General features: G+C 45.0%; 23 protein-coding genes, 10 tRNA genes, 1 pseudogene and 1 riboswitch. Of the genes and pseudogenes, 27 read left to right on the top strand and 7 right to left on the bottom strand.

Annotated features, from left to right (window positions below):
- The 5 genes from JNO66_RS18825 to JNO66_RS18805 form a co-directional block, all read left to right on the top strand.
- Positions 1–1,048, top strand: a 1,048-nt coding sequence (locus JNO66_RS18825) for a BclA C-terminal domain-containing protein (protein ID WP_203090745.1), incomplete at its 5' end; no start/stop codon positions are given.
- Positions 1,049–1,178: 130 nt separating this feature from the next.
- Complete coding sequence (locus JNO66_RS18820; protein WP_203090744.1) at positions 1,179–6,044, top strand: NTTRR-F1 domain; 4,866 nt, start codon at positions 1,179–1,181, stop codon at positions 6,042–6,044.
- A gap of 105 nt (positions 6,045–6,149) precedes the next feature.
- Positions 6,150–7,265 (top strand): glycosyltransferase family 2 protein, encoded by a 1,116-nt coding sequence (locus tag JNO66_RS18815; RefSeq protein ID WP_203090743.1) that lies wholly within the window; start codon positions 6,150–6,152, stop codon positions 7,263–7,265.
- Positions 7,266–7,390: 125 nt separating this feature from the next.
- Positions 7,391–8,797, top strand: coding sequence for an alanine/glycine:cation symporter family protein (locus JNO66_RS18810; protein ID WP_203090742.1), 1,407 nt, complete (start codon positions 7,391–7,393; stop codon positions 8,795–8,797).
- Between the two features lie 158 nt (positions 8,798–8,955).
- Positions 8,956–10,095 (top strand): glycerate kinase, encoded by a 1,140-nt coding sequence (locus tag JNO66_RS18805; protein WP_203090741.1) that lies wholly within the window; start codon positions 8,956–8,958, stop codon positions 10,093–10,095.
- A 40-nt stretch (positions 10,096–10,135) separates the two neighbouring features.
- Here JNO66_RS18805 and JNO66_RS18800 read toward each other — a convergent pair whose 3' ends face one another.
- Positions 10,136–10,780 carry an HD domain-containing protein gene (locus tag JNO66_RS18800; RefSeq protein WP_203090740.1) on the bottom strand — a complete coding sequence of 215 codons (645 nt, stop codon included), beginning with the start codon at positions 10,778–10,780 and terminating at the stop codon, positions 10,136–10,138.
- Positions 10,777–13,119 carry an ATP-dependent helicase gene (locus tag JNO66_RS18795; protein WP_203090739.1) on the bottom strand — a complete coding sequence of 781 codons (2,343 nt, stop codon included), beginning with the start codon at positions 13,117–13,119 and terminating at the stop codon, positions 10,777–10,779. The genes JNO66_RS18800 and JNO66_RS18795 overlap by 4 nt, the downstream gene beginning before the upstream one ends.
- A gap of 132 nt (positions 13,120–13,251) precedes the next feature.
- Between JNO66_RS18795 and JNO66_RS18790 the strand changes: the two genes are divergently transcribed.
- Entirely contained in the window at positions 13,252–13,530 is a 279-nt protein-coding gene (locus tag JNO66_RS18790) for an HNH endonuclease (protein WP_203090738.1), read from the top strand.
- Between the two features lie 34 nt (positions 13,531–13,564).
- Here the strand turns inward: JNO66_RS18790 and JNO66_RS18785 are convergent.
- Positions 13,565–13,634, bottom strand: a tRNA-Leu gene (locus JNO66_RS18785).
- 91 nt (positions 13,635–13,725) lie between these two features.
- Here JNO66_RS18785 and comGA point away from each other — a divergent pair.
- The 11 genes from comGA to JNO66_RS18730 all read left to right on the top strand — a co-directional run bounded on the left by comGA (position 13,726) and on the right by JNO66_RS18730 (position 16,844).
- Positions 13,726–14,751, top strand: a complete 1,026-nt coding sequence (gene comGA / locus JNO66_RS18780; protein ID WP_203090737.1) for a competence type IV pilus ATPase ComGA — start codon at positions 13,726–13,728, stop codon at positions 14,749–14,751.
- Positions 14,742–15,788 carry a competence type IV pilus assembly protein ComGB gene (gene comGB / locus JNO66_RS18775; protein WP_203090736.1) on the top strand — a complete coding sequence of 349 codons (1,047 nt, stop codon included), beginning with the start codon at positions 14,742–14,744 and terminating at the stop codon, positions 15,786–15,788. The genes comGA and comGB overlap by 10 nt, the downstream gene beginning before the upstream one ends.
- A gap of 174 nt (positions 15,789–15,962) precedes the next feature.
- Positions 15,963–16,035, top strand: a tRNA-Ala gene (locus JNO66_RS18770).
- A 20-nt stretch (positions 16,036–16,055) separates the two neighbouring features.
- Positions 16,056–16,148 (top strand) — tRNA-Ser (locus tag JNO66_RS18765).
- Positions 16,149–16,169: 21 nt separating this feature from the next.
- Positions 16,170–16,243 (top strand) — tRNA-Met (locus tag JNO66_RS18760).
- A gap of 16 nt (positions 16,244–16,259) precedes the next feature.
- Positions 16,260–16,334 (top strand) — tRNA-Gln (locus JNO66_RS18755).
- 4 nt (positions 16,335–16,338) lie between these two features.
- Positions 16,339–16,410, top strand: a tRNA-Gly gene (locus JNO66_RS18750).
- Positions 16,411–16,453: 43 nt separating this feature from the next.
- A tRNA-Gly gene (locus tag JNO66_RS18745) sits at positions 16,454–16,524 on the top strand.
- 11 nt (positions 16,525–16,535) lie between these two features.
- Positions 16,536–16,609, top strand: a tRNA-Ile gene (locus tag JNO66_RS18740).
- A gap of 42 nt (positions 16,610–16,651) precedes the next feature.
- Positions 16,652–16,742: transfer RNA gene (locus JNO66_RS18735), tRNA-Ser, on the top strand.
- A 20-nt stretch (positions 16,743–16,762) separates the two neighbouring features.
- Positions 16,763–16,844, top strand: a tRNA-Leu gene (locus tag JNO66_RS18730).
- A 55-nt stretch (positions 16,845–16,899) separates the two neighbouring features.
- On the opposite strand, the gene JNO66_RS18725 is transcribed toward JNO66_RS18730, so the two are convergent.
- Positions 16,900–18,354 (bottom strand): carbon starvation CstA family protein, encoded by a 1,455-nt coding sequence (locus JNO66_RS18725; protein ID WP_203090735.1) that lies wholly within the window; start codon positions 18,352–18,354, stop codon positions 16,900–16,902.
- Between the two features lie 214 nt (positions 18,355–18,568).
- Here JNO66_RS18725 and comGC point away from each other — a divergent pair, with 214 nt between their 5' ends.
- The 8 genes and pseudogenes from comGC to JNO66_RS18690 all read left to right on the top strand — a co-directional run bounded on the left by comGC (position 18,569) and on the right by JNO66_RS18690 (position 21,021).
- Positions 18,569–18,883 (top strand): competence type IV pilus major pilin ComGC, encoded by a 315-nt coding sequence (comGC, locus tag JNO66_RS18720; protein WP_203090734.1) that lies wholly within the window; start codon positions 18,569–18,571, stop codon positions 18,881–18,883.
- The gene (gene comGD, locus JNO66_RS18715; protein ID WP_203090733.1) at positions 18,883–19,317 is read left to right on the top strand and encodes a competence type IV pilus minor pilin ComGD; all 435 of its coding nucleotides are present in this window, start codon (positions 18,883–18,885) and stop codon (positions 19,315–19,317) included. Before comGC ends, comGD begins: the two co-directional genes overlap by 1 nt.
- Positions 19,262–19,396: pseudogene (locus JNO66_RS21010) on the top strand (type II secretion system protein); the annotation flags it as partial. The gene comGD and the pseudogene JNO66_RS21010, both read left to right, overlap by 56 nt.
- Before the next feature lie 21 nt (positions 19,397–19,417).
- Positions 19,418–19,621: a hypothetical protein gene (locus JNO66_RS18710; RefSeq protein WP_246483363.1), complete on the top strand. Its 204-nt coding sequence runs from the start codon at positions 19,418–19,420 to the stop codon at positions 19,619–19,621.
- Positions 19,590–20,051 carry a ComGF family competence protein gene (locus tag JNO66_RS18705; protein ID WP_203090775.1) on the top strand — a complete coding sequence of 154 codons (462 nt, stop codon included), beginning with the start codon at positions 19,590–19,592 and terminating at the stop codon, positions 20,049–20,051. The genes JNO66_RS18710 and JNO66_RS18705 overlap by 32 nt, the downstream gene beginning before the upstream one ends.
- Entirely contained in the window at positions 20,041–20,403 is a 363-nt protein-coding gene (gene comGG / locus JNO66_RS18700; RefSeq protein WP_203090731.1) for a competence type IV pilus minor pilin ComGG, read from the top strand. Before JNO66_RS18705 ends, comGG begins: the two co-directional genes overlap by 11 nt.
- Positions 20,404–20,457: 54 nt before the next feature.
- Positions 20,458–20,634 carry a YqzE family protein gene (locus JNO66_RS18695; protein ID WP_203090730.1) on the top strand — a complete coding sequence of 59 codons (177 nt, stop codon included), beginning with the start codon at positions 20,458–20,460 and terminating at the stop codon, positions 20,632–20,634.
- A 138-nt stretch (positions 20,635–20,772) separates the two neighbouring features.
- Positions 20,773–21,021, top strand: coding sequence for a DUF2626 domain-containing protein (locus JNO66_RS18690; RefSeq protein WP_203090729.1), 249 nt, complete (start codon positions 20,773–20,775; stop codon positions 21,019–21,021).
- A gap of 46 nt (positions 21,022–21,067) precedes the next feature.
- Here the strand turns inward: JNO66_RS18690 and JNO66_RS18685 are convergent, their stop codons facing one another.
- Complete coding sequence (locus JNO66_RS18685; RefSeq protein ID WP_203090728.1) at positions 21,068–21,703, bottom strand: MBL fold metallo-hydrolase; 636 nt, start codon at positions 21,701–21,703, stop codon at positions 21,068–21,070.
- 114 nt (positions 21,704–21,817) lie between these two features.
- Here JNO66_RS18685 and JNO66_RS18680 point away from each other — a divergent pair, with 114 nt between their 5' ends.
- On the top strand, positions 21,818–22,009 hold the full coding sequence (locus tag JNO66_RS18680) for a DUF2759 domain-containing protein (RefSeq protein WP_203090727.1): 192 nt from the start codon (positions 21,818–21,820) through the stop codon (positions 22,007–22,009).
- A gap of 18 nt (positions 22,010–22,027) precedes the next feature.
- On the opposite strand, the gene JNO66_RS18675 is transcribed toward JNO66_RS18680, so the two are convergent.
- A complete protein-coding gene (locus JNO66_RS18675) occupies positions 22,028–22,849 on the bottom strand; it encodes a YqhG family protein (RefSeq protein WP_203090726.1) in 822 nt (273 codons plus the stop codon).
- Positions 22,827–24,503: a DEAD/DEAH box helicase gene (locus JNO66_RS18670; RefSeq protein ID WP_203090725.1), complete on the bottom strand. Its 1,677-nt coding sequence runs from the start codon at positions 24,501–24,503 to the stop codon at positions 22,827–22,829. The genes JNO66_RS18675 and JNO66_RS18670 overlap by 23 nt, the downstream gene beginning before the upstream one ends.
- A 157-nt stretch (positions 24,504–24,660) precedes the next feature.
- Positions 24,661–24,754, top strand: a riboswitch (glycine riboswitch).
- Positions 24,755–24,919: 165 nt separating this feature from the next.
- Between JNO66_RS18670 and gcvT the strand changes: the two genes are divergently transcribed.
- A complete protein-coding gene (gcvT, locus tag JNO66_RS18665; protein WP_203090724.1) occupies positions 24,920–26,023 on the top strand; it encodes a glycine cleavage system aminomethyltransferase GcvT in 1,104 nt (367 codons plus the stop codon).
- Positions 26,024–26,027 lie beyond the last annotated feature (4 nt).

The raw sequence follows: 26,027 nt of genomic DNA, 5'->3' as shown, positions 1-26,027 counted from the left end.
ACCAACGGGAGAAACGGGAGCCACTGGTCCAACGGGAGCGACAGGAGTAACCGGTCCAACGGGAGAAACGGGAGCCACTGGTCCAACGGGAGCGACAGGAGTAACCGGTCCAACGGGAGAAACGGGAGCCACCGGCCCAACGGGAGCCACAGGTCCAACGGGAGCGACGGGAGCCACTGGTCCAACGGGAGCGACAGGAGCCACCGGCCCAACGGGAGCGACAGGAGCCACCGGCCCAACGGGAGCGACAGGAGCCACCGGCCCAACGGGAGCGACAGGAGTAACCGGTCCAACGGGAGAAACGGGAGCCACTGGCCCAACGGGAGCGACAGGAGTAACCGGCCCAACGGGAGCGACAGGAGCCACCGGCCCAACGGGAGCGACGGGAGTAACCGGTCCGACGGGAGAAACGGGAGCCACAGGTCCAACGGGAGCGACAGGAGTAACCGGTCCAACGGGAGAAACGGGAGCAACCGGTCCAACGGGAGCGACAGGAGCCACCGGTCCAACGGGAGCAACCGGAGCAACCGGTCCAACGGGAGAAACGGGAGCCACCGGTCCAACGGGAGCGACAGGAGTAACCGGCCCAACGGGAGCGACAGGAGCCACAGGTCCAACGGGAGCGACAGGAGCAACCGGAACGTCTGTTACAGCAAATAGTATGTCAGCTGTGAACACAGCTGGAGGAATCGTTGCTGTCGTTTTAGGAGGGACTCCTATACCTTTAACAGGGGTTCAAAGTTTAGATGGGTTTGTAGCAAATGGTGCATCAACTTTATTTACTGTGCCTGTAACAGGAAGATATTTCATCACGTACCGTATTAATCTTACAGCTGGATTACTAGCAGGAGCTCAAGCGGTGGCGGGTGGAACGCCAATACCAGGAACGATTATTTCTCCAGTACTAACCTTAAGTAGTTTTGAAGCTGATGTTATCACTACGTTAACTGCAGGAACGACAATCGGATTACAATTATTCGGAGTTATTGCAGCTGCTACATTACAAGCAGGAGTAGGTGCTTCACTTGTAGTAATTAGAGTAGATTAATTTGTAGGATTTAAGCCCATTAATTGGGCTTTTTTTGTTGGGAAATGGATTAAGGTTGTAGGTGAAGGCTCATACAAAAAGCGTAAATACTGAATATTTATAGACTATATTGTGTAAAGGAGGAGAGGAATTGATAAATAAAATCATAAATGGAGGTTTTGAAACAGGAACTATAAGTCCATGGGTGCCTCTTAATGCAGAAGTCACATCTTCGTATAGCCATTCAGGATTTTATAGCCTTCTTTTAAATGATACGTTCAATAACGCTTATATCTATCAAATCGTTGATATTAATCCAGGAGAAACATTTCAATTTTATACATCCATATCAAAAGTATCTGATATGGATGTAGCAGCACCGATAACTATATCTGTTAATTATTATGATGATAGCTTTAATTTTATAGGTTATGGATTAATTATTAGTATACCCCCTCAAAATATTCCAGGTATCTCAACAAACACGTGGTTAGAAATAAGTCAAACTACATCTACTGTCCCTTTAAATGCTACACAAGCAATGATCCTTCTTAACTCGCTTCCACAAGTTGGAGGATCAGATATGCTCATCGATGATGTCGGATTGCTTGTACTTGATGGACCACCACCACCTACAGGACCACCGGGCCCACCAGGACCTACAGGAGCGACAGGAGCAACCGGAGCTACGGGATTAACGGGAGCCACGGGAGCGACCGGACCTACAGGAGCAACAGGGCCAACAGGACCTACAGGAGCCACAGGAGCGACGGGAGCAACGGGAGTCACCGGAGTAACGGGAGCAACCGGAGTAACGGGAGTAACGGGAGCAACGGGAGTCACCGGAGCAACGGGAGCAACAGGAGCGACGGGAGCAACGGGAGCCACAGGAGCAACGGGAGAAACGGGAGCAACCGGACCTACAGGAGCCACGGGAGTAACGGGAGCCACAGGAGCAACGGGAGTAACCGGACCAACGGGAGTAACGGGAGCAACGGGAGCAACGGGAGAAACGGGAGCAACGGGAGAAACGGGAGTAACGGGAGCCACAGGAGAAACGGGAGCAACTGGAACAACTGGACCTACTGGACCAACAGGAGTAACTGGAGCCACGGGAGCAACAGGAGCGACGGGAGCAACCGGACCTACAGGAGAAACGGGAGTAACGGGAGCCACGGGAGTAACCGGACCAACGGGAGTAACGGGAGTAACGGGAGAAACGGGAGCGACCGGAGCCACAGGAGCCACAGGAGCAACGGGAGCCACGGGAGCGACCGGAGCCACAGGACCTACAGGAGCGACGGGAGTAACCGGACCAACGGGGCCAACCGGAGCAACGGGAGTAACGGGAGCAACCGGACCAACTGGACCTACAGGAGCGACGGGAGTAACGGGAGCCACAGGGCCAACGGGAGCCACAGGAGCCACGGGAGTAACGGGAGCGACCGGAGCAACCGGAGCCACAGGAGCAACTGGACCAACTGGAGCCACTGGAGCGACAGGAGCGACCGGACCTACAGGACCTACAGGAGCAACCGGAGCAACCGGAGCAACCGGAACAACAGGACCTACAGGAGCCACGGGAGTAACCGGACCAACGGGAGCGACGGGAGCCACAGGAGCAGCCGGAGCGACGGGGGCAACCGGACCAACGGGAGCGACAGGAGTAACGGGAGCCACAGGAGCAACAGGGCCAACAGGGCCAACGGGAGTAACGGGAGCAACCGGACCAACTGGACCAACTGGACCAACTGGACCAACAGGAGCAACGGGAGTAACGGGAGCAACGGGAGTAACGGGAGCGACCGGACCAACGGGAGCCACAGGAGTAACGGGAGCAACCGGGGCAACCGGAGCAACGGGAGCAACGGGAGCGACCGGAGTAACCGGACCAACAGGAGCAACGGGAGTAACGGGAGCAACCGGACCAACTGGACCAACAGGAGCAACGGGAGCCACAGGGCCAACGGGAGCCACAGGGCCAACGGGAGCAACAGGAGCAACGGGAGCGACCGGAGCGACAGGAACAACAGGAACAACTGGACCAACAGGAGCAACGGGAGCCACAGGAGCGACCGGACCTACAGGAGCAACCGGACCAACAGGAGCAACGGGAGTAACGGGAGCGACCGGACCAACGGGAGCCACAGGGCCAACGGGAGCCACAGGAGCAACGGGAGCAACAGGAGCAACGGGAGTAACGGGAGCGACCGGAGCAACCGGAGCCACAGGGCCAACTGGAGCCACAGGAGCAACGGGAGCCACAGGAGCAACCGGAACAACAGGACCTACAGGAGCCACGGGAGTAACCGGACCAACGGGAGCCACGGGAGCCACGGGAGCAACCGGAGCAACCGGAGCGACGGGGGCAACCGGACCAACGGGAGCGACGGGAGCAACAGGAGCAACCGGAGCGACAGGAGTAACGGGAGCCACAGGAGCAACAGGGCCAACAGGGCCAACGGGAGTAACGGGAGCAACCGGACCAACGGGACCAACAGGAGCAACGGGAGCCACAGGGCCAACGGGAGCAACAGGAGCAACGGGAGCGACCGGAGCGACAGGAACAACCGGACCAACTGGACCAACAGGAGCAACGGGAGCCACAGGAGCGACCGGACCTACAGGAGCAACCGGACCAACCGGAGCCACGGGAGTAACGGGAGCGACCGGACCAACTGGAGCCACAGGGCCAACTGGAGCCACAGGAGCAACTGGAGCCACAGGAGCAACGGGAGTAACGGGAGCGACCGGAGCAACCGGAGCCACAGGAGCAACCGGACCTACAGGAGCAACCGGAACAACAGGACCAACAGGAGCCACGGGAGTAACCGGACCAACGGGAGCCACGGGAGCCACGGGAGCAACCGGAGCAACCGGAGCAACCGGAGCGACGGGGGCAACCGGACCAACGGGAGCCACGGGAGCGACCGGAGCCACAGGACCTACAGGAGCGACGGGAGTAACCGGACCAACGGGGCCAACCGGACCAACGGGAGTAACGGGAGCAACCGGACCAACTGGACCTACTGGAGCAACGGGAGTAACGGGAGCCACAGGTCCAACGGGAGCCATAGGGCCAACGGGAGCCACAGGGCCAACGGGAGCCACAGGAGCAACGGGAGTAACGGGAGCAACCGGAACAACAGGAGCATCCGGAGCGACAGGAGCGACAGGAGCAACCGGAGCAACCGGAGCGACAGGAGCAACCGGAGCAACCGGAGCCACAGGAGCAACGGGAGTAACGGGAGCAACCGGACCAACTGGACCAACTGGAGCCACGGGAGCGACAGGAGCAACGGGAGCAACCGGAGCGACCGGACCAACTGGACCAACTGGACCAACAGGAGCCACGGGAGTAACGGGAGCAACGGGAGCCACGGGAGCGACCGGAGTAACCGGACCAACAGGAGCCACGGGAGTAACGGGAGCAACCGGACCAACTGGACCAACAGGAGCCACGGGAGCCACGGGAGCCACGGGAGCCACAGGAGCAACCGGAGCGACGGGGGCAACCGGACCAACGGGAGCGACGGGAGCCACAGGAGCCACAGGAGCGACAGGAGTAACGGGAGCCACAGGAGCAACAGGGCCAACAGGGCCAACTGGAGCCACGGGAGCGACCGGATTAACTGGACCAACAGGACCAACTGGAGCAACGGGAGTAACGGGAGCCACGGGAGTAACGGGAGCCACAGGGCCAACGGGAGCCACAGGAGCAACAGGGCCAACAGGGCCAACGGGAGTAACGGGAGTAACGGGAGCAACCGGAGCCACGGGAGCCACGGGAGTAACGGGAGCCACGGGAGCGACCGGAGCCACGGGAGCAACCGGACCTACAGGAGCAACCGGAGTGACCGGAGCGACAGGACCTACAGGAGCAACCGGACCAACAGGACCTACAGGAGCCACGGGAGTAACCGGACCAACGGGAGCGACGGGAGCAACAGGAGCAACCGGAGCGACGGGGGCAACCGGACCAACGGGAGCGACGGGAGCAACAGGAGCAACAGGAGCAACAGGGCCAACGGGAGTAACGGGAGCAACCGGACCAACTGGGCCTACTGGAGCAACCGGAGTAACCGGACCTACAGGAGCCACGGGAGCAACCGGAGTAACCGGACCTACTGGGGCCACAGGAGCCACGGGAGTAACGGGAGCAACCGGAACAACAGGAGCAACCGGAGCGACAGGAGCAACCGGAGCAACCGGAGCCACAGGACCAACTGGAGCCACGGGAGCGACCGGAGCCACAGGGCCAACGGGAGTAACGGGAGCCACGGGAGCGACCGGATCAACTGGACCAACAGGAGCCACAGGAGCGACAGGAGCGACAGGAGCCACGGGAGCCACGGGAGCCACAGGAGTAACGGGAGCCACAGGAGCGACAGGAGCAACGGGAGCCACAGGAGTAACGGGAGCCACAGGAGCGACAGGAGCCACGGGAGCGACCGGACCAACGGGAGCAACCGGACCAACTGGACCAACTGGAGCCACGGGAGCGACCGGAGTAACCGGACCAACGGGGCCAACCGGACCAACCGGACCAACGGGAGCAACGGGAGCCACAGGACCTACTGGGGCCACCGGACCAACGGGAGCAACCGGCCCGAGCGTTACTTCAACCTTTGGTTATGCTGGGAACACGCAAGGATCAGTTATTGCGGTTATTCTAACCGGAACACTAGTCCCTTTACCAAACCTACAGCTTCTTTCAAATGTAACAGCAGATGCAGGTGGTACTGTATTTACAGTTTTACAAGCAGGGACTTACCAAATTGGTTACACTGTCAGAACAACTGCGGGATTATTGTTAAACTCTAGAATTTTACTAAATGGTACTCAAGTAGATCGTTCGGTAGTCGCACCAGGACTTGCAACAAATATCTTCACTACTCAATTTATCCAAGTGGTGCCAGCTGGAGCAACGATAAGTCTTCAGCTATATAGTTTGCTGGGAGCAGCCACATTACAACCCGGCGTTGGAGCAAATTTAAATATTGTTCGTTTATCATGATGACTCTGAAACAGCTACTTTTTATAAGTGGCTGTTTTTTCACGTACTTACACTTTCCTCATAGTATACAGATAGTAGGAAGATAAAAGTTAGGAGTGAGCCTAAATGATTACGATCAGCTTATGTATGATTGTTAAAAATGAAGAGAAGTTACTTGGAAGGTGCCTTGATACGGTGAAGCACATTGTAGACGAAATTAATATTCTGGACACAGGTTCTACAGATGGAACGGAAGAATTAGCTCGGACGTACACTGATCGAGTCTTTTTCTATAAGTGGACCGATAGCTATGCAGCAGCAAGAAATGAAGCATTTAAACATGCAACTAAAGAGTACATCCTTTATTTAGATGCAGATGATGTTTTACTTGAAGAAGATCAAGAGAAATTACTTAAGCTAAAAGAGACATTAGACCCCTCTGTTGATTCGGTCTCCATGTACTACGACAATGGAGTCGATGATGAGGGTAATGTTGCTCTTAGATATCGTAGAAATCGCTTAGTAAAACGATCGAAGAATTTTCTTTGGGGAGGAGACGCTCACGAATACTTAAATGTGTTTGGAAACATCATTAATTCGGACATTTCCATTACACATAAAAAAGAATTTACGCCGGAAAAAGCAAGTAGTAATGTAGGTGTGATTTATTCCATATTCCAGCAAAAAGAAGAGAATGGAGAAGAATTCTCTGCTAGAGATTACTTTTACTATGGAAATGAATTAAGAGAAAAAGGAAAGTTTGAAAAAGCTATTGAGCAGTATAATCTTCACATCGAAAAAGGGGATGGATGGATTGAAGACACCTTCCATGCCTGCATCGGAAAGGCAGATTGCTATCGAGCATTAAATCAAGTTGATGAGGAACTTAAAGCATTGTTTGATTCATTTCTTTACACTAGAACACCTAGGCCAGAAGCTTGTTCGAGAATTGGATATAACTATCAAACAAGAGCTTTTTATCTTGATGCTATTTATTGGTATGAAGTCTCTGCGAATTTAAAACCTGATCCAGACCAATGGAGTTTTAGTTACCCAGCTTATTCGACATGGTATCCTAATCTCCAGTTGTGTGTTTGTTATTATCGAACGGGTGATAAGCAAAAATCTTATGAAAAAAATGAAGTGGCTCGTGGATATCGACCAAAGGACACGACGATCTTAGCAAATAAAAAACTTCTTGAGAATGAACTTGGTTTAACGAAGGAAGGTTCAAAAGAATAGGGATTGGGTACTTATTAGGGAGAACGGTAATCGTTCTCCTTTTAAATATGGATATTTTTTACATAGATTGCTTGTATCGCGTATTAAGGGTATGATAAAAATTCAGTTTAAAGGAGGAACAAAAGATGGACAGCTTAATTGATTTAATAGGAAAGTTAAATGATTTTGTATATACATACATTTTAATCATTTTACTTGTGGGAGTAGGACTTTATTTTACAATCCGAACAAACTTTGTTCAAATTCGAATGTTTCCTGAAATGTTTAGAGTACTTGGAGATAAAACGTCAAATAAAGATGAAGTCTCTGCCTTTCAAGCTTTTTGTATAAGTGCTGCCTCAAGAGTTGGCTCTGCGAATATTGCAGGTGTTGCTCTTGCGATTGCTACAGGAGGACCTGGAGCTATCTTTTGGATGTGGGTCGTCGCGATCATTGGGATGGCTACAGGGTTCATTGAAAGTTTATTAGCTCAAGTGTATAAAGTGAAGGATGGAAATCAATTCCGAGGTGGTCCCTCTTACTACATTCAAACGGCCCTTGGAAAAAGAGGACTCGCTGTCTTTTTTGCAGTCTTAATCTCCATAACGTTTGGGTTAATTTTCAACTCATTACAAGCAAATACCCTTACTAATGCACTTAACGAAGCCTTTAATTTCAATAAATTAATTGTCGGGTTATTAGTCGCAGCTGCAACGGGTTTAATCATTTATGGTGGTGTACAACGGATTTCTAAGATATCCTCAATTGTTGTCCCAGTCATGGCAGTATTTTATATTGGTGTTGTCTTTTTTGTTATGATCTTAAATTATACTCAGATACCTTCCGTGTTTTTGCTAATCGTACAAGATGCCTTTGGTTTACGAGAAGCGACAACAGGAACTGTAATTGGAGCACTTGTGCTTGGTGCTAGACGTGGATTATTCTCGAATGAAGCAGGTATGGGTAGTGTCCCACATGCTGCAGCAGCAGCTCACGTTACTCACCCTGTTAAACAAGGTCTTGTTCAATCACTCGGTGTTTTCTTTGATACCATCATTGTCTGTTCAGCAACAGCTTTTGCTATTTTACTATCAGATGTTTACCAAACAGGAGCAGTGGATGGCGTGGCCTTAACGCAAGCCTCATTAAGTGATCATTTAGGCAGCTGGGCTGTTGGATTTGTGGCAATTTCTATTTTCTTCTTTGCCTTCACGTCTCTATTTGGAAATTATTATTACGGAGAATCAAATATCCAATTTATTAAAGAGGGAACAATCTGGCTTCATGTGTACCGGATTGCAGTAATCATTATGGTTGTGGTTGGTTCAATGATTGGAATTGAACTTGCTTGGGAACTGGCAGATGTCTTTATGGCAATTACTGCTGCAGTAAACCTTGTCGTCATATTACTTATTAGCAAGGTAGCCTTTGCAACGATCAAAGATTACCAGGAACAGCGTAAATCAGGTAAGGATCCTGTATTCTTCCAGAAGAATATACCTGGATTAAAGGGTGCAGATGCATGGAATGAAGAGAAAGAAAAAGGAAACTAACCTAAAAGTCATTCGCAGATTAGCTGCGGATGACTTTTTTTATGTAGTGATTTCCGTCTGTCTTGTACAAGAATGATAGATTAGGTATGATTGCAAGGTGATAAGAAAGCGCTATCTTTTATGGGTGGAAAAATATTTTAGCGAAGGAGAGAAAAAGAATGAAAAAAATAATCATTGCTCCAGACTCATTTAAAGAGAGTTTCTCGGCAATTGAAGCTGCACAAGCAATAGAAAATGGGTTTAAACAAGTATTTCCTAACACTACATATCTTAAAATTCCAATGGCAGATGGAGGAGAGGGGACGGTTGAATCATTAGCTGATGCCCTACACGGAGAGATTAAAACAATACCTGTAACAGGCCCATTGGGAACGCCTGTAGAGGCTCATTACGCTCTTTCTAAAGAAACAGGAGTGGCTGTGATTGAAATGGCTTCTGCTTCTGGTTTGCATTTAGTACCACCCGACAAAAGAAATCCACTTATTACAACATCCTTTGGAACGGGAGAATTAATGGTGGATGCGCTAAACGAGGGAGTAACAAAGATTATATTAGGTCTAGGTGGGAGCGCCACGAATGATGGAGGAGCTGGGATGGCTCAGGCCTTAGGTGTAAAACTCCTGGATGAAGAGGGGCATGAGCTTTCATTTGGCGGGGGAGCCTTACATACGTTAGCAACAATTCAAACAAATGAACTTCATCCTGGTCTCGCTCAAGCGTCAATTGAAGTGGCATCAGATGTAGAAAATCCGTTACTTGGTGAAAGTGGTGCCACGGCTGTTTATGGCCCGCAAAAAGGTGCTACAACTCAAGACATTCGAGATCAACTTGAGACAGGACTAGCTCATTATGCACGTGTGATCAAAAATCAAGTTGGACTCACTATTCAAGACACACCTGGTGCAGGAGCAGCCGGAGGACTTGGTGCTGGATTATTGGCGTTTGTTCGGCCTCGTTTAGCTTCAGGGATTACGCTTGTGTTAGAGTTGACAAACTTTGTCTCACACCTAGAAGGAGCGGATCTAGTTATAACAGGCGAAGGGCGCCTTGATCATCAATCTATTTTTGGTAAAACGCCAATTGGTGTAGCTAAAGCCGCAAAAGAAGCTGGTCTGCCAGTCATTGCGGTTGCTGGTCAATTAGGAGAGCGATATGAAGTAATTTACGAACATGGAATTGATGCGGCATTTTCATTAGTTCCAGGGGCGATTCCGCTTGAAGATGCGATGGAAAATGGGTTGAAATACCTTGAAGAACTAGCCAGGAATATTGCTACGACGATGAAACTTCAAGGGTAATAAAGAGAGTCAAAACCGTAAAGGGTTTTGGCTCTTTTCACTACTTCTTAAATGTCCACTCTGAATAAAATTGCTGTAAGAAGGACTTCATGTATTGGGCTCTCTCTTCTGCTAAGGCCATTCCTTTTGGCGTATTCATAAGTGCAGGTAACTTTAACAGCTTTTCATAAAAGTGATGAATGGCACTTGATTGACCGTGTCGATATTCTTCAATGGTCATGGCTTCTCTAGTAGGTAAAGAGGGATCATACATCGGTTGCTGCTTATGCCCAGAGTACGTAAAGGTCCTTGCTATACCAATTGCACCCAATGCATCAAGTCGATCAGCATCCTGAACAATTTGCCCCTCCAGTGTCTCCATAGGAGAACCTGTACCGCCCTTAAAGGACATCGTTGAGATAATTTGAAGGATATGGTCAATGATCTCTTTAGATACATGCTGGTCTTTTAGCCATGTTTCAATCATTTGGCGTCCAACTTCTTCATCGTCAATTAACTTATCGTCAGCTAGATCATGGAGAAGACTTGCAAGAATCACCGTATTTTCGTCTGCTTTAGTATCTTTGCAAAGGTAACGAGCTAGAGTTGTAACTCGCTCAATGTGATACCAATCGTGTCCAGACGTATCGTGAGAAAGCTTTCTACGTACCCACTGTTCGGTTTTAGAAATGATCGTTGAACTCATCTTAATTTCACCTCGGAACGTTTAATTGAAGCTGATTGTCGACTCATCTCACGTACAAATCGAGAGCGCTGTGCTCGTTTTCCTCTATACATCATTGGAACGGAGATTGCTAGAGCTTGTTCCGCGCGAGTCATAGCCACATACATAAGCCTGCGTTCTTCTTCAAGTGGTTGATCATCTCCATCACGCCAAGCTTCCAACGCATAATCATGTGGCATGGATCCTTCAACCGCACCAAGGATATAAACGTTTTTAAACTCCAGCCCTTTTGATCGGTGTATGGTCATTAACTGAACTGCGTCAGCTGGAGTCGCTTGCATACGATGTTCGTCTTGTTTAGCCTGCATATGATTGACATGTTCTAAGAAAGAAGGAATGGAGTTATGTTGTCTTGCGGAAACTTTTAATCTCGCAAGATCATCGCTTCCTTTATCCATTTTATTTCCTTCGCTGCCTTGCTTTTTAAGATAATCCTTAAAGCCGAGCTCCTTTTCAATTCGGTTTAATGCCTCCAAAGGAGTTGATTGATTAATTTCCCTGCATTGAGAGGGCAGATCCTCCATTTTCTTTAACTGGAACGGTTTTAAGCCACTAAGATGCTTTAAGGCTTCAAGCAGAGAACAGTCATGCACGATGCTAAGGCTCTTAATCTCGGCTAATCTCTCTTGTTTTAGAAACAAAGCCCCAATCAGATCAGTCATCGCCTCTGTATCATCTGGCTGCTGTGCAATCCGAAGGTAAGCCAACGCTTTTTTAACGACTTTTCGTCTGTAAAAGGATTCACCATCCTGTTCGATCACAAATGGAATACTGGACTGGACGAGCCGTTCAAATAAAGCCATTGAGTGAACGTTTGTCCGGTAAAGAATAGCGAAATCAGAAGGGAGTGCACCTTCTTGAATACGCTCTTTCATATCTGTCACAATCATTGTTGCTTCCTCTTCCTCATCATAAGGAAAGAAAAGAAAAGGAACGGTGTCTGAAGTCGTTTGAGCCTGCAGTTCCTTACTCATTCTATGCTTATTTGTTTTTACAACGTTATTGGCAAGAGACACAATCGGGTGAGTGGACCGGTAGTTTTGATTTAGAATGAGCGTCTCACCTTCTGGGTATAAAGCAGGGAAGCGGCGAAGGTATTCGGGATCACTACCTCTAAAAGCGTAAATGGATTGGTCATCATCACCAACAACACAAAGATTACGATTTGGCTCGCTTAATAGTTGAATCAGCTTAAATTGTATTTTATTAATATCTTGAAACTCATCAACTGAAACATACGAAAAACGATCCTGGTATCGTTTAAGTAAGGTTTGATTGGTAGTAAGCATGTCATAACAACCCGTTAACATGTCGTCAAAGTCAAAGGAAACCTTAGCAACTCTTGTTTCTTCATATACTTTGTACAAAGAGGCACAGCGCTCTTCCCAGTGGTCCAAAGGTTTTACTTGCTCAGGAGTCATTAAGTGGTTCTTCCACCAGCTTATTTGAGTAAGGGCTTGATCATAGGCGAATTCTTTCTCATCTAGACCCATGTTGCGACCAGCCTCTTTAATGATTTGTACTCGTTGCCATTCCTTTAACAAGTAACGGCTGTCCCATTTCTCAGGCTCATGATGTAGAAGCATTTTATAGAAAATGCTATGAAATGTTCCAATCATTAGTTTCCGCAAGAGTTGTTTAGAAAGACCAGGATAGATCTGCATCCGTTCTTTCATTTCTCTTGCAGCTTTTGCTGTAAAGGTAACGAGGATCATTTGCTCTGGCTTTATACCGACATGCTGAAGCATGTAAGCCGCTCTGCTTGTTAGGACACGTGTTTTACCGCTGCCGGCACCAGCTACAAGTAACAAGGGTCCTTCCGTTTTTGTTACAGCTTTCCACTGTGCCTCGTCAAGGATAATTCCTGACTGCTCGAGAGATTGTCGATAAGGATGTGGCTGATTTTCTTTAACTGAAGAAGGCTTTGTAAAGGACGGAAAGCTGTGAATGGAAACAGGCTCCTTCCATTCCAAATCATTAACTGGTTTAGAATGAGATTCAATAGAACGTCCTTTGGGTAATATAAACCCACCGACACTTGTTTCCGTTTTATTTGAAATCGTTTGTTCTGGTTTTGTATGTATCTGTTCCAGTTTTTTTACCTGTTCCTCGCAATCAAAAACTGAATGAGGATGTTCAAATGAAGGAGCGCATTTAATGCTCATATTCATGCGTACAGGTTCCTGACAATGTGGACAGGTCACCTCTCCTCTTTTTGCAGCTTGGTATACACGCTGCCATTCACTACGGTCTAGTGTAGGTAAGGTAGTTAGTTTATGTTGATAAAATGCTGTTTGCATGCTAAAACATCCTTTGCATCAATCGCTACATCTCTAAAAAGATATTATCAATCGTAGCAAATTTACGTGAGAAAAGGGAGAATAATTTCAGAAGAATGTTGTGAACATTCGAGAATGTAAGAAGGTGAATAGATGAATATCGGTCAGTGTGAGCTCTGTTTGCGAGAAGAAGTGGAACGAACGGTTCATCATTTAACGCCGAGACAAAAGGGTGGGGCTCACCTACAAACTGCCATGCTCTGTATTCCTTGTCATAAACAAATTCATGTGTTGTACAGTAATGCGGAGCTTGCAGCAAGACTATCTACAATTAAGGAACTTCAAGAGGACGGGTCAGTTAGAAAATTTATTAAATGGATACGTAAACAGCCTTCAAGAACCATTCCAAAAACAAGAAAAAAATCAAAATAGACGAGTGCAACGATGGGTGCGCTCGTCTTTTATATTGGGCTAGTTGGATTCGAACCAACATTAGCGGGTTCTGAGTTCGCTACCATCCACTTGGCCATAGCCCATCATGATGTTGACCCCTACAGTATGTCCCATTAACACTATTTTTATGTTGTTAGGAGGAAAAAAGTAAAAGATGTCGAATGACTGTTACAGATGTCAAAGAAAGAAGGTGAATCATTGTACGAAATTGATAAAGAAAGTACTCGTCTAATTGAAGATGCTATTCATAAACAGGGAACCGACATTCATTTTATTCCGCAAAAAAATCATTGTTTTGTTCACTACCGAATTCATGGTGAGATGGTTTCACAGCGGCGCCTCACTCATCATGTAGCTGAACGAATGATTAGCCATTTTAAGTACATGTCAGGTATGGACATCGGGGAACGAAGAAAACCCCAAAGTATGGCTATGAATATGCAATCAACTAGAGGTCTTTACTCCCTCAGATTATCCACTTTACCCGCACATGGAATGGAAAGCATGGCCATTCGATTAATCCCTCAAACCACGCTCCAGTCTTTAGAAGCTTTACCTCTAATAAATACCCAATCTTCAAAACTCCAACGAATAACTAAATTACGAAATGGACTTGTGTTAATTTGCGGCCCTACAGGCTCTGGTAAAACGACAACATTATATGGAATGGCAAATGAAATTATTAAAGAACACACACGATCACTAATCACAATTGAAGATCCAATTGAACGCATGTTACCGTCTACTGTTCAATTGGAAGTCAATCAGCGAGCGGGGTTGACCTTTGAGTCAGGACTCCGAGCCATTCTGCGACACGATCCTGATGTCATTATTGTAGGAGAAATACGTGATCAGCAAACGGCGGCTCTAGCGATCAGGGCAGCGCTAACGGGTCATCTTGTGATTGCAAGTATCCACACGACAGATGCGTATCAGGCCGTTTTACGTTTTCAGGAATATGGTTTGTCTAAGATGGAACTAGCTGAAGTATGCCAGGCGATTGTTGCCCAGAGATTAGTTAATACCATTTGGGCTCACCAGCGTGCTCTCTATGAAATCCTTGATGGGGATTTATTAACGAGTGCAGTAGTAACTGGTACTCGTCCAATCTACTACGAACTCATTCATTCAGCTAGAAAAGCCTGGGCATTAGGATTTATATCTAGTGGAGTAGTTAAACGAATGGAGGAATGGACCTGATTGCATTACGAAGAAAAATCAATCAATTAGAGCAAGCTAAACGGTTGATTCGAATAGGGACCTTGTTACAACAAGGGTATACCATGGAGGCAGCACTTTCATTCATCTCCCTCCACGCAAATGAAGAGATTAAAGAACAACTTAATCAGGTGCAAATGGACTTACACAGTGGTATGCGCATTCATGAAGCATTCGAACGGTTACATCTACCTGCTGATATTCTTTCTTTTATTTATTTTTACGAAGAACAAGGGGAGGTAGCAAACGGATTTATCCAAGCGGGAATTGTGTTTCAGGGAAGAGAGAAAACAAGAGTCCAAATACAGAAGCTCTTGCGTTATCCGCTTGTTTTAGGCTGGGCTGGTGTTATGGTATTAATTATTGTTCAACAATTTATCGTTCCTCATTTTCAGAATTTGTTTGTCTCAATGAATAGCAATCCTCCAGCATTAACAGCCTTTTTCTTTAAGATCTTAGAAAATCTCCCCTTAATTGCTTTCGTATTTTTTATACTGTTGTTTGTCCTCTATCTGTACTACCGTATAAAGATTAAACCAATTCCGCCGCATTTAAAGATTAACAAGTTATTGCAATTAAAAATAACAAGAGAGTTAACTCGTCGAATCCTTACTTATTATTTTTCTTTACAATTTGGAAGGCTCCTTGGAGGAGGAATGTCGATTCAACATGCCTTATCTATATTCGAGGAGCAGACCCATCTTCCGTTTTTTCAACATGAAGCTGTACTAATGAAAAGGGAGTTGCAGCAGGGGGAGTCGCTCACTCAAATGCTTCAAAATCGTTATTACTTTCTTAAAGACCTTTCATTTGTTGTTGAGAATGGAAATCGTACAGGCTATCTTGCGTCTGATTTGCAAAATTATAGTGAATTACTTTTTACGGATCTTGAAGAGTCGTTAAAGAAGGGATTGGCTCTCCTGCAGCCAATCTTCTTTATTGGCATGGGTGGATTCATATTTATTGTGTTTTTATCAGTGATGCTTCCGATGTTTGAAATGATAGGCGCTTTGCGGTAATATAAGGGGGAGAAAACAAGCTTTTTCTCCCTCCTAAAAAAATATTTAAACTTTTTTTCGAAAAAGGGTTGCACAAATCAAAGGTACCATGTTATATTATTAAACGTCGCCGATAGTTATTCGGAACGACAGCGAAACACTAACGAAATACATAGCAACACACATGACCAACGAGGGGCCTTAGCTCAGCTGGGAGAGCGCCTGCCTTGCACGCAGGAGGTCAGCGGTTCGATCCCGCTAGGCTCCACTTTTATACTTTTTTATCTCGGAGGAATACCCAAGTCTGGCTGAAGGGATCGGTCTTGAAAACCGACAGGCGGGTCAAACCGCGCGGGGGTTCGAATCCCTCTTCCTCCTCCATTTTTATTAACTTTATAACGTCGCGGGGTGGAGCAGTCTGGTAGCTCGTCGGGCTCATAACCCGAAGGTCGAAGGTTCAAATCCTTCCCCCGCAATTACTTTTTTGGTTGATGGGCTATAGCCAAGCGGTAAGGCAACGGATTTTGATTCCGTCATTCCCTGGTTCGATCCCAGGTAGCCCAGCCATTTTGCGGAAGTAGTTCAGTGGTAGAACACCACCTTGCCAAGGTGGGGGTCGCGAGTTCGAATCTCGTCTTCCGCTTCGCTGTACTATGTATGCGAATAATTAAGATGTTTGTGAATATGCGGGTGTAGTTTAGTGGTAAAACCTCAGCCTTCCAAGCTGATGATGTGAGTTCGATTCTCATCACCCGCTTTCTAGAGTATGGGCCTGTAGCTCAGCTGGTTAGAGCGCACGCCTGATAAGCGTGAGGTCGGTGGTTCGAGTCCACTCAGGCCCATCATACTCTTCATTAAGATAAGAGCTATGCTTTTTGACTCTTGGAGAAGTACCCAAGTGGCTGAAGGGGCGCCCCTGCTAAGGGTGTAGGTCGTGTAAGCGGCGCGAGGGTTCAAATCCCTCCTTCTCCGCCATTTTGAAGAAAATTAAATACGCGGGTGTGGCGGAATTGGCAGACGCGCTAGATTTAGGATCTAGTGTCTTATGACGTGGGGGTTCAAGTCCCTTCACCCGCATCACTAAAAAACCTTGATTTTATTTTATAAAATCAAGGTTTTTTTCATATGAAGGTTAAGCAGAATCCTTTTTCCAATCTGAAACGTCTATTTCTAAAGGAAGGTTTTTTGAACGCGAGATCTTGGCAGAGCGAAAGAATAAGCTTATAAGGATGGCCGATCCGATAACTCCTCCAATCCAGGATGCGGACATAGGTAGTCTGAATCCTATTTGGGCGTTCAAAATATAGGTGATGACCATTATGAGCATAAAGCTACCCGGAACAAGGGCGATCCAATAATTTTTGTTAGCGATATACAAATACATGGCTCCCACGAATAAAGCAATCACTGCAGTAGCTTGGTTGGCCCAACTGAAGTATCTCCACAAAATATTAAAATCAATTTGTGTTAGTCCAACCGAAAGTAAAAAGAGGGGAATCGCTATAAGGAAACGCTTAGAAATTTTTCGTTGAGCGATGTTAAAGTATTCGGCTATAATCATCCGTGCGCTTCGAAAGGCTGTATCACCTGATGTAATGGGAAGCACAACAACACCTAAAACGGCAATGGTACCACCAATCGCTCCTAATAATAGAGTGGATACTTCATTGACGACAGCTCCTGGACCGCCAGCAGCTAGCATTTCATTTAAACCACCATATCCATTGACTAAGCTCATCGCAGCAGCAGCCCAAATCATGGCAATAATGCCTTCTGCAATCATCATTCCATAAAATATTTTGCGCCCTTGTGTTTCATTTTTTGTTGTACGGGAGATGATAGGTGTTTGTGTAGCATGGAATCCTGAGAGGGCTCCACACGTGATGGTGAAAAAGATAAGTGGCATGATAGGTAGCTGATCAGGGTGAAAGTTAGAAAATGAAAGCTCTGGAATTGGAGCACCTCTCACAAGCATCATGATTGCAACTCCACCAGTGCCTATCAGTAAGAGGGCACCGAAATAAGGGTAGACTCGACCGATGATTTTATCTACTGGTAAGACAGTTGCTAATACATAGTATATAAAAATGGCTGAAATGATTAAACCTAAAGCAACTCGACCATCCATTAATAAATGAAGTAAACTCGCTGGTGTTGATACAAAAACGGTTCCGACTAAAAGAAGTAGTAATACAGCAAAACCATTTACAACATGTTTCATGGTGTTCCCAAGAAACTTACTGGCTAAAGCGGGCAGGTGTGCTCCCTTGTTACGGATGGAAATCATTCCAGTAAGATAATCATGCACAGCTCCTGCGAAGATACAGCCAACGACAATCCAAATAAAAGCGACGGGACCATATAAAGCACCCATAATCGGACCAAAGACCGGTCCAGTTCCTGCAATATTTAGTAATTGAATTAACGAATTTTTAGGCGTGCTCATTGGTACATAATCTACGTTATCTGCATTAACGTAAGCAGGCGTAGGACGTTCTTTTTTTATTCCAAAAATTCGTTCTACCACTTTACCATAAGTAAAGTAACCCAAGATTAAAAGTATGATTCCAATTAAAAAAGTGATCATCTCAAAATCCCCTCTCTTCTATTATGAATACGCTTACATTTATAGTGTATTAGAATATGTACAAAAAAGAAATCTTTCTTTTTAAATAGAAGGAGAGAGGCTAATGAATGTCTAATACTAAGGTATATACACGAAAGGAGGTTCGTTATTAGAATTTTTTCTTCCTCATAATCATCCCACAGCTCCATTCCCCCCAAAAAAAAGGAGCGATTATATGATCAAGAAATGGTTACGTTGTAAAAAAGGATTTACGCTTGTTGAAATGTTAGTTGTGTTAATGATTATCTCCATTCTTCTTTTAATTGCCATCCCTAATATGACAAAAAACAATGAAGTTGCGAATGACAAAGGGTGTGAAGCAACGGTGAAATTACTTCAGTCCCAGGTCTCAGTCTATCAGCTTGAAGAGAAAAAAGCTCCGGCATCCATTAGTGATTTAGTAGAGGGAGGATATGCAGATCAAGGTAGCTGCCCAAATGGTGACCAGTTAGAGCTAAACAACCAACTTGTTGTCATAAAGCCCTCTTAATGAATGAGCAAGGTTATACGTTAATTGAGATGCTCATTACACTCACCCTCCTTTCTGTCCTCACTGTCCTACCTTTAATTACGTTTTCTAATGTACGAGAATATCATGAATCAGAGTATGTTTCCTGGCAGTTAAAACAGGACTTCGTATTAGCTCAGCAATTGGCAATGGCTAGAGGAGAAACAATCGTTGTGCAACCTTTAGCAAATGCCTATCAGATTCGCCTTTTTAATTGGGACTCGTATCTTATACGACCTTATGCCACGAGTGACATGCAGATTAGACCTTTGTCATTAACTGGGTCCTCAGTTGTCTTTAATCGTAACGGAAACCCTCGATATGCCGGGACCGTTCTTTTACGAACTAATCATCAGCAATATGTATACACTCTCCATCTTGGAAAGGGGAGAATTCGATATTCAAAGCAAATGTAATGGCTTCACATTAATTGAAGTCATGATTTCTCTTGTACTCTTGTCGATCCTCGTAACGTTTATACTTCCTGTACTCATAAAGATTCATCAAGAAAGAGTAGTGATTAAACAACAGGAAGAAGCGTTATATCTGCTTGAAGATTATGCACTTTCATTTACACACGGTCACGCTCCAGCATCCTTCAGTCACTCGCTCTATCAATTTAAGCAAGAAGTCATTGCTGATGGTTCAACTCAATTTTGTCTAATGTGGGAAGGGGCGAATTTAAGAGATTACGAAAGCTGTCTTTATACTAAAAAATGAAAAAGGTTTTACTCTCCTCGAAGCATCTATTGCGTTTGGTTTAACGCTTCTAATTGTTAGTGTCCTTCCTCTTATTGTCACATCCATTGCATGGTCCCCTTTTTATAAGCACGATTCAAGCTTTGAGTTACAAGTCTTTTATAATCAGTTACATTCAGAGGTGCGAGGATCTGAGGGGATCGTCGCTACGGAAAATAGCTTAAGTTTATTGATAAATGAGGAAGAAGTCCGTTACGATCTTTCCTCTGAATCCATTTACAGGCGCGTCCAAGGAAGAGGTTATGTCCCAATGCTGGATTCCGTTCAATCCTTTACATGTGAGATGGATGAGCTAGAGCGATTAAGCTGTGTAACAATCATGAAGCATGGTTATGTGTTTGAGCGTTCCATGAGTAGTTTGTTTAGCAAGGTGACAAAGAATGAAGAATAGCGAAAAGGGAGTTGCGTATCCTGTTACATTGCTACTCGTAGCGATACTGACACTTTCTTGTTTATATGCTATTCAACTGTATGAGGCAGAGAAACGCTTTGTTTTTGAACAGGAGAAGCTTATGCAGATGGATCATCTTATGCAAATGGCAGTTATTGACTTTGTACAGCAACCAAAAGAGGATACGATTCATTATGAAGTGGGTTCAGTCACGTTTACGATGATTGGACAATCTGACGTAAATCTTCAAGTGGAGTTATACGCTAGAATTGGGGAGGACCATAAAAGATGGTCTATTCTGCATTACAATACGATAACTGAAACCGTCACATATTTTCAAGATATGGACTGATTTAAACATGGGGAATGGGGCACACTATGGGTAAAAGTACGGGGAAGTGATTGCTTGTCTTTACAGGACTTAGTGAAGTTTATAACTCAGCAGGCTGTCATCCAGATGGATAAGCCTACAACGCTTCGGAAGGAAGAACGAAAACAGCGTAAGACAGCCCGTGCATCTTTATCTTTTCGGGCGTTTGGGATTATACCGATGGCAATTGGATGGTTTTTTCGTAGGAAATAGAAAGAATCGTTAAACTGACGCCGCTTCCAACATTCCAAAATGAGAAGCGGCGAAAGCATTTACAAACGGGAAAATTAGGGTATATAATAGAGAAGCAATCATTAGTAATCGCATACATTAATGAAGGAGGCACAGCATATGGAACGGATGTATCGTGTACTCGCTTTTTGGACAGGGATTTTTGCTGTACTGTTTTTTGCTGGAGACATGCATAGTATGGCTTTACTTTTCTTTGCTCAGACAGCGATCCTGCTTGCTTTAAGTTATTTGTATTTATCAGAGCGAGTATATATCTACATATTTGGCGCGTATTTAACAATCTTTTTTGTTGGCTTTACGTATTACTCAACGTTTGTTCTTGTCCCAAGCTTTGGAGGACACCACTAAAAAAAACGGAGCGCTTCTCACTCGAGAAGCCCCGCCGGTTGATTCATTACAGAGCGTTTAAGAAAGGGTTTGAATCCATTTCTCTTAGAATGGTGGTAGTAGGACCATGACCGCATGCCACGATGGTCTCCTCAGGCAAGTCCATTAACTTTGAATGGATGCTTTCTAGAAGCTGTTGATGGTTTCCACCTGGTAGATCTGTTCGACCAATACTGCTTGCGAACAATGCATCTCCTGAGAAGACAATGCCCTCATTTTCAAAATAAAAGGATACGCTTCCAGGTGAATGACCTGGTGTCTCTAATACGCTGCAAGAAAACGAACCAATGTGTAGCGATTGTTCGCCATGGAGGATCTGTTCTGCTGGTCTGGCTGTTACCTTCGTTCGACCAAGAAATGCAGTGGACCTGTTCAGTTCAGGATCCTCAAGCCAATTTTCTTCGTTCTTATGAAGATATACTGGAATGGAGTACGCATCACGAACGGCGTCAACAGCTCCAATGTGATCAAAGTGAGCATGTGTTAGTAAAATGGCGAGGGGTGTAATTTGTTTATCCTGTAACCATTGAAGTAAAGTGTCTGCGTCGCCACCTGGATCAAAAATAAGTGCGTCCCCTTTAGAATTTTTTAAAATGTACGCGTTTGTTTGAATAGGTCCGAGTGGAAGTTGGGTCCAAGTCATGTTGATCCTCCTCATGAAAATAATGATATATACGTATCATAACTGTTTTCTTGGGAGTGTTCAAAACATTCACGTCTGTGAATGGTACGAAGTAAGTGGAAGGAGGAAGTCAATTTGTTTCTTGCCATCGTGTTCTTAATTATCACGATCCTTGCAGTGATTGGTGGAATTCGTGAAATGAAACGGATGAACTTGTTTGCTGTAGGATTCTCGTTTGTAACAGTTTTAGTTTTTGGGTTTTTCTCCGTTATGACATTGTACTCATTAATTACAACTGGAGAAGGAGCACCAGTAAGCACTCATTAAATGAAAATGGACATTCCCTTAATTTGCGGAATGTCCATTTTTTTGTGTGAATACTTGCTGCTGTAAGAAGAAAAGTCCCCCGTTAATCATTTCCACTTCAATGCGAGGTTCGTATTGTTCTCGGAGCGCCTCTTTTTCTAACTGATAGCTTTCTGGTTTCTCTTCGTATTCTTCATAAAAACTTTCAAGTAACTCTTCATCTTGCTGCCACCGTTGTCTCGCTTGAATAGCCCAATCATCTGGCTCATTATTAGCGAAGGTTTGTATCATTTTTTGTAAACGAATGAGGCCGCTGGCAGGCTTAATCAGGGAGGCCATCGTAAAACAATAATCCGGAAGCTTGGGCGTGAGAGGAATTTCCATCATCTTCGTATGAAAATCAGTAACGATCTGTCCGTGAATAAGATTTAGTCCTAATGATAAAATGACATCCTTTTTTCGATCACATTGGAAAGATACTTTTGCGTTTACGTTGATCCAAGGCTGAAGTGGGGTCGATTGAACGCGACTAACATGAACATCCTCGTACATTCTAATATAAGATCCGAGCGATTTTGTAGATTGAAATAGTTGATGAAGACGAGGAGAGCCAAAGTGAATATACTCTCCCTTCATTTCTTTTGTATTGGGCGTAGATTCTGTAATAAGTGTCATTTTCATTGGATTAGGGGAACCGCCTGTTTTTTCTAAGTAATGCCAGTAAAAGGGACGGTTCATGAGTAACTTATCCATATCAATAGACAATTGTACAGTTAAGAAGTCAGATTGGCGCTCGACTGGAGGACAGTCATTGGCTTCAAAATATCGTTCTACATACTTACGAACTTCGGACTGATTCATGATACCCCTCCTCGTTTTCGTCTTCGCTTTCCTTCGCAGCATCATTCATGACCGATGCAAGATGAGACAGTTTGATATTGACCTCGCCTTCGGAATCAGAATGTAAAATCACATCCTTCACATATTCATCGATGTTCGGTAGTTGAATACGTGTTAAAATTTCATCCAATTGCCCAATGACTTTTTCAAACAAGTGAATTTTGTCATAAAGTAGGTCGAGTATTTTTTGTTCAACTGTATTTTGAACAGCAAAGTTGTAGATGCGTACATCATGCTGCTGGCCTAATCGGTGAATACGCCCTATGCGTTGTTCAATTCTCATTGGGTTCCAAGGAAGATCGTAATTTATAATGTGACTACAGAATTGAAGGTTGATTCCTTCACCCCCGGCTTCGGTTGCGATGAGTACCTGAGCATGATTTTTGAAAAGCTCTCTCATCCAATCTTTTTTCCCGCGTTTAAACCCACCTCGGAACGGTACAGATACAATGCCATTTTGTTTTAAATACCATTGCAGGTAAAGCTGTGTGGCCCGGTACTCAGTAAAGATAATGACTTTTCCATCAATTTCTTTAATGAGTTCGAGTGCTTTCTCAGCTTTTGCATGCCGTTCAACCTTAGCAGCTTGTTCTAGTAGAGCCGTAGCTTCTTTATTGTCTTTTCCTTCTTCTTCAGCTTTTTCAATGAGCTTTTTTAAGGTCATGAATGTCGCTTCACGACTCGAGCATATTTCACGCTTTAGTGTAAGAAGAGAGAAATGATTTGCGCCCATTTGAGAAATGGCGTCGTACAACGCTCTTTCTTCTTCACTAAAGGTAATCGGAACCGTTTCAACGATTCGTTTTGTCCACTTAATTCCGGTTTCCTCACGGCGGTTTCGAACCATTACTTTATTAACTAATGCACGTAGCTTTTCATCATTCTTAGGAGAGCGTCCATTGGACCTGAATTCTTTTTCAAAGCTTGTTAAGTCTCCGAGATGACCTGGCTTTAAAAGAGAAACAAGATTAAAGATTTCTTCCAATTTATTTTGAACGGGTGTCGCCGTTAAAAGCAGACAGAATTTTTTCTTAAGACTGCGGATGAATTCATAGTTTTTCGTGTTTGGGTTTTTCAGTTTGTGTGCTTCATCAATAATGACAAGATCATAGGACTGATTAAGTACGATTTCTCTGTGTGGCTGTCGCTTAGCTGTATCAATTGATGCGACAACGACATCACATTGTTCCCACACATACGATTTTTTCTGAGGGATGGCAGGAATATAAAATTTGCTATTTAATTCAACTGCCCACTGAGAAACGAGAGAGGCAGGAACTAGGATTAAGATTTTTTTAGCTAGGCCACGAATCATATACTCTTTTAGGATCAAACCTGCTTCAATTGTTTTGCCAAGTCCTACTTCATCCGCAAGAATGGCTTTTCCGTTCATATCTTCAATGACGGTTTTAGCAACCTCTAATTGATGAGGAAATGGTTCAAGCTGAGGTAAGTGTGCAGGAGCCAATAAACCATGAAAATCTGCAACTTTCTGATAGTGGTGAGCTTCATAGGCTAAACAATAGTTTTCCCAACTGGCCCATTGACCATCAGAATCAAGCCTGTGAAGAAATTCTAAACGCCATGAATCATCAAAATGTATAGGAACTGTCATGAGCTGCGGTCTCCTTTTAACGTAAATCGTTCGACATCTTTTTAAAAAAATCGTTGCGCCACATGGTGACTATTGATAGGATATACAGTGTATAGAGCAACATGAATATTAGTAGTATGTACCAATTTCAAAAAACATAATCGAATCTTTTTTGCGGATGAAGGTAAGGGGAGAGATCGGGCGAAACGGCCCGACGCCGAAGGAGCAAGCAGTGATGTGAATCTCTCAGGCAAACAGACTCTTACGTGACGCAGCTCTGGAGAGAGCTTGCTATGCAAGCCACCCACGAAGACAATTCGGCCACCAGCCGAGTGAAACTTTCTGGTTCAAGGACAGGGTGATACACAAGTTATCGTGTATCAGTCTGTCCTTTTTTGTTTAATAGTTCAAACTATTCGTTCATCAGGAGGAGAAGCATGGCTGACTTAAAACAAACCCCAATATATGATTTGTACCAGGACTATCAAGCTAAAACGATTGATTTTGGAGGATGGGCATTGCCTGTTCAATTTAGTAGTATTAAAGCAGAACATGAGGCAGTTAGAACGAAAGCAGGACTATTTGATGTATCTCACATGGGTGAATTTGAGGTAACAGGAGAAGAGTCACTCGATTTTTTACAGAAACTTCTTACAAATGACTTATCCAAGCTAGTTGACGGCCAAGCGATCTACACAGCAATGTGCTACGAAAATGGTGGAACCGTTGATGATTTATTAGTATATCGAAAATCAGCGAGCGACTATCTTGTCGTTGTGAATGCCTCGAATATTGATAAGGATTGGGAATGGATGATTCAACATAAGCCTAGCTCTGTTGAAATGAAAAATGTGTCAGATCAGACGGCTCTACTTGCTATTCAAGGACCTCAAGCTGAAACCATTCTTCAACAAGTAACAGATGAACCTCTTGCTGAAATCCGTCCTTTCCGCTTCAAGGCCCAAGTAACGGTTGCGGGAGTGAATGCTCTTCTTTCTAGAACGGGTTACACAGGCGAAGATGGTTTTGAGCTTTATGTCGCTTCAGAAGATGCACAAAAGCTTTGGACAGAGCTTCTCTCTACAGGAGAATCTGAAGGACTTGTGCCATGTGGACTAGGTGCACGTGATACGCTTCGTTTTGAAGCGAAGCTCGCATTATACGGACAAGAGTTAACAAAAGATATATCACCACTTGAAGCCGGTATTGGTTTCGCTGTAAAGGTAAATAAAGAGGTTCCTTTTATTGGACAAGAGGTACTAAAGAAACAAAAAGAAGAAGGTCTTACTCGTAAACTTGTCGGAATTGAAATGCTTGATAAAGGCATTCCGAGAGCAGGGTATGAGGTATTTGTAGGTGAAGAGCAGATTGGATTTGTAACAACAGGTACACAATCTCCTACACTTGGTAAAAACATTGGCCTTGCCATACTTGATACTCGTTACACGGAGCTTGGTACTAATGTAGAGGTTCAAATTCGCAAGAAGCGGATACAAGCTGAAGTTGTAGGCACTCCATTTTACAAACGACCACGTCCATAGGAGG

The organism is Alkalicoccobacillus gibsonii (assembly GCF_016798245.1).
Classification (GTDB): domain Bacteria; phylum Bacillota; class Bacilli; order Bacillales; family Bacillaceae_D; genus Alkalicoccobacillus; species Alkalicoccobacillus gibsonii.
This window is presented reverse-complemented; position numbering and strand designations above follow the sequence as displayed.

Coding starts and splice junctions, on each gene's coding strand:
- JNO66_RS18790 (WP_203090738.1), top strand. CDS start 13,252: ATGAATATCGGTCAGTGTGAGCTCTGTTTGCGAGAAGAAGTGGAACGA.
- JNO66_RS18675 (WP_203090726.1), bottom strand. CDS start 22,849: ATGAATCAGTCCGAAGTTCGTAAGTATGTAGAACGATATTTTGAAGCC.
- JNO66_RS18725 (WP_203090735.1), bottom strand. CDS start 18,354: ATGATCACTTTTTTAATTGGAATCATACTTTTAATCTTGGGTTACTTT.
- JNO66_RS18815 (WP_203090743.1), top strand. CDS start 6,150: ATGATTACGATCAGCTTATGTATGATTGTTAAAAATGAAGAGAAGTTA.
- JNO66_RS18670 (WP_203090725.1), bottom strand. CDS start 24,503: ATGACAGTTCCTATACATTTTGATGATTCATGGCGTTTAGAATTTCTT.
- gcvT (WP_203090724.1), top strand. CDS start 24,920: ATGGCTGACTTAAAACAAACCCCAATATATGATTTGTACCAGGACTAT.
- JNO66_RS18805 (WP_203090741.1), top strand. CDS start 8,956: ATGAAAAAAATAATCATTGCTCCAGACTCATTTAAAGAGAGTTTCTCG.
- comGC (WP_203090734.1), top strand. CDS start 18,569: ATGATCAAGAAATGGTTACGTTGTAAAAAAGGATTTACGCTTGTTGAA.
- comGA (WP_203090737.1), top strand. CDS start 13,726: ATGTCAAAGAAAGAAGGTGAATCATTGTACGAAATTGATAAAGAAAGT.
- JNO66_RS18800 (WP_203090740.1), bottom strand. CDS start 10,780: ATGAGTTCAACGATCATTTCTAAAACCGAACAGTGGGTACGTAGAAAG.
- comGD (WP_203090733.1), top strand. CDS start 18,883: ATGAATGAGCAAGGTTATACGTTAATTGAGATGCTCATTACACTCACC.
- JNO66_RS18795 (WP_203090739.1), bottom strand. CDS start 13,119: ATGCAAACAGCATTTTATCAACATAAACTAACTACCTTACCTACACTA.
- JNO66_RS18690 (WP_203090729.1), top strand. CDS start 20,773: ATGGAACGGATGTATCGTGTACTCGCTTTTTGGACAGGGATTTTTGCT.
- comGB (WP_203090736.1), top strand. CDS start 14,742: ATGGACCTGATTGCATTACGAAGAAAAATCAATCAATTAGAGCAAGCT.
- JNO66_RS18685 (WP_203090728.1), bottom strand. CDS start 21,703: ATGACTTGGACCCAACTTCCACTCGGACCTATTCAAACAAACGCGTAC.
- JNO66_RS18810 (WP_203090742.1), top strand. CDS start 7,391: ATGGACAGCTTAATTGATTTAATAGGAAAGTTAAATGATTTTGTATAT.
- comGG (WP_203090731.1), top strand. CDS start 20,041: ATGAAGAATAGCGAAAAGGGAGTTGCGTATCCTGTTACATTGCTACTC.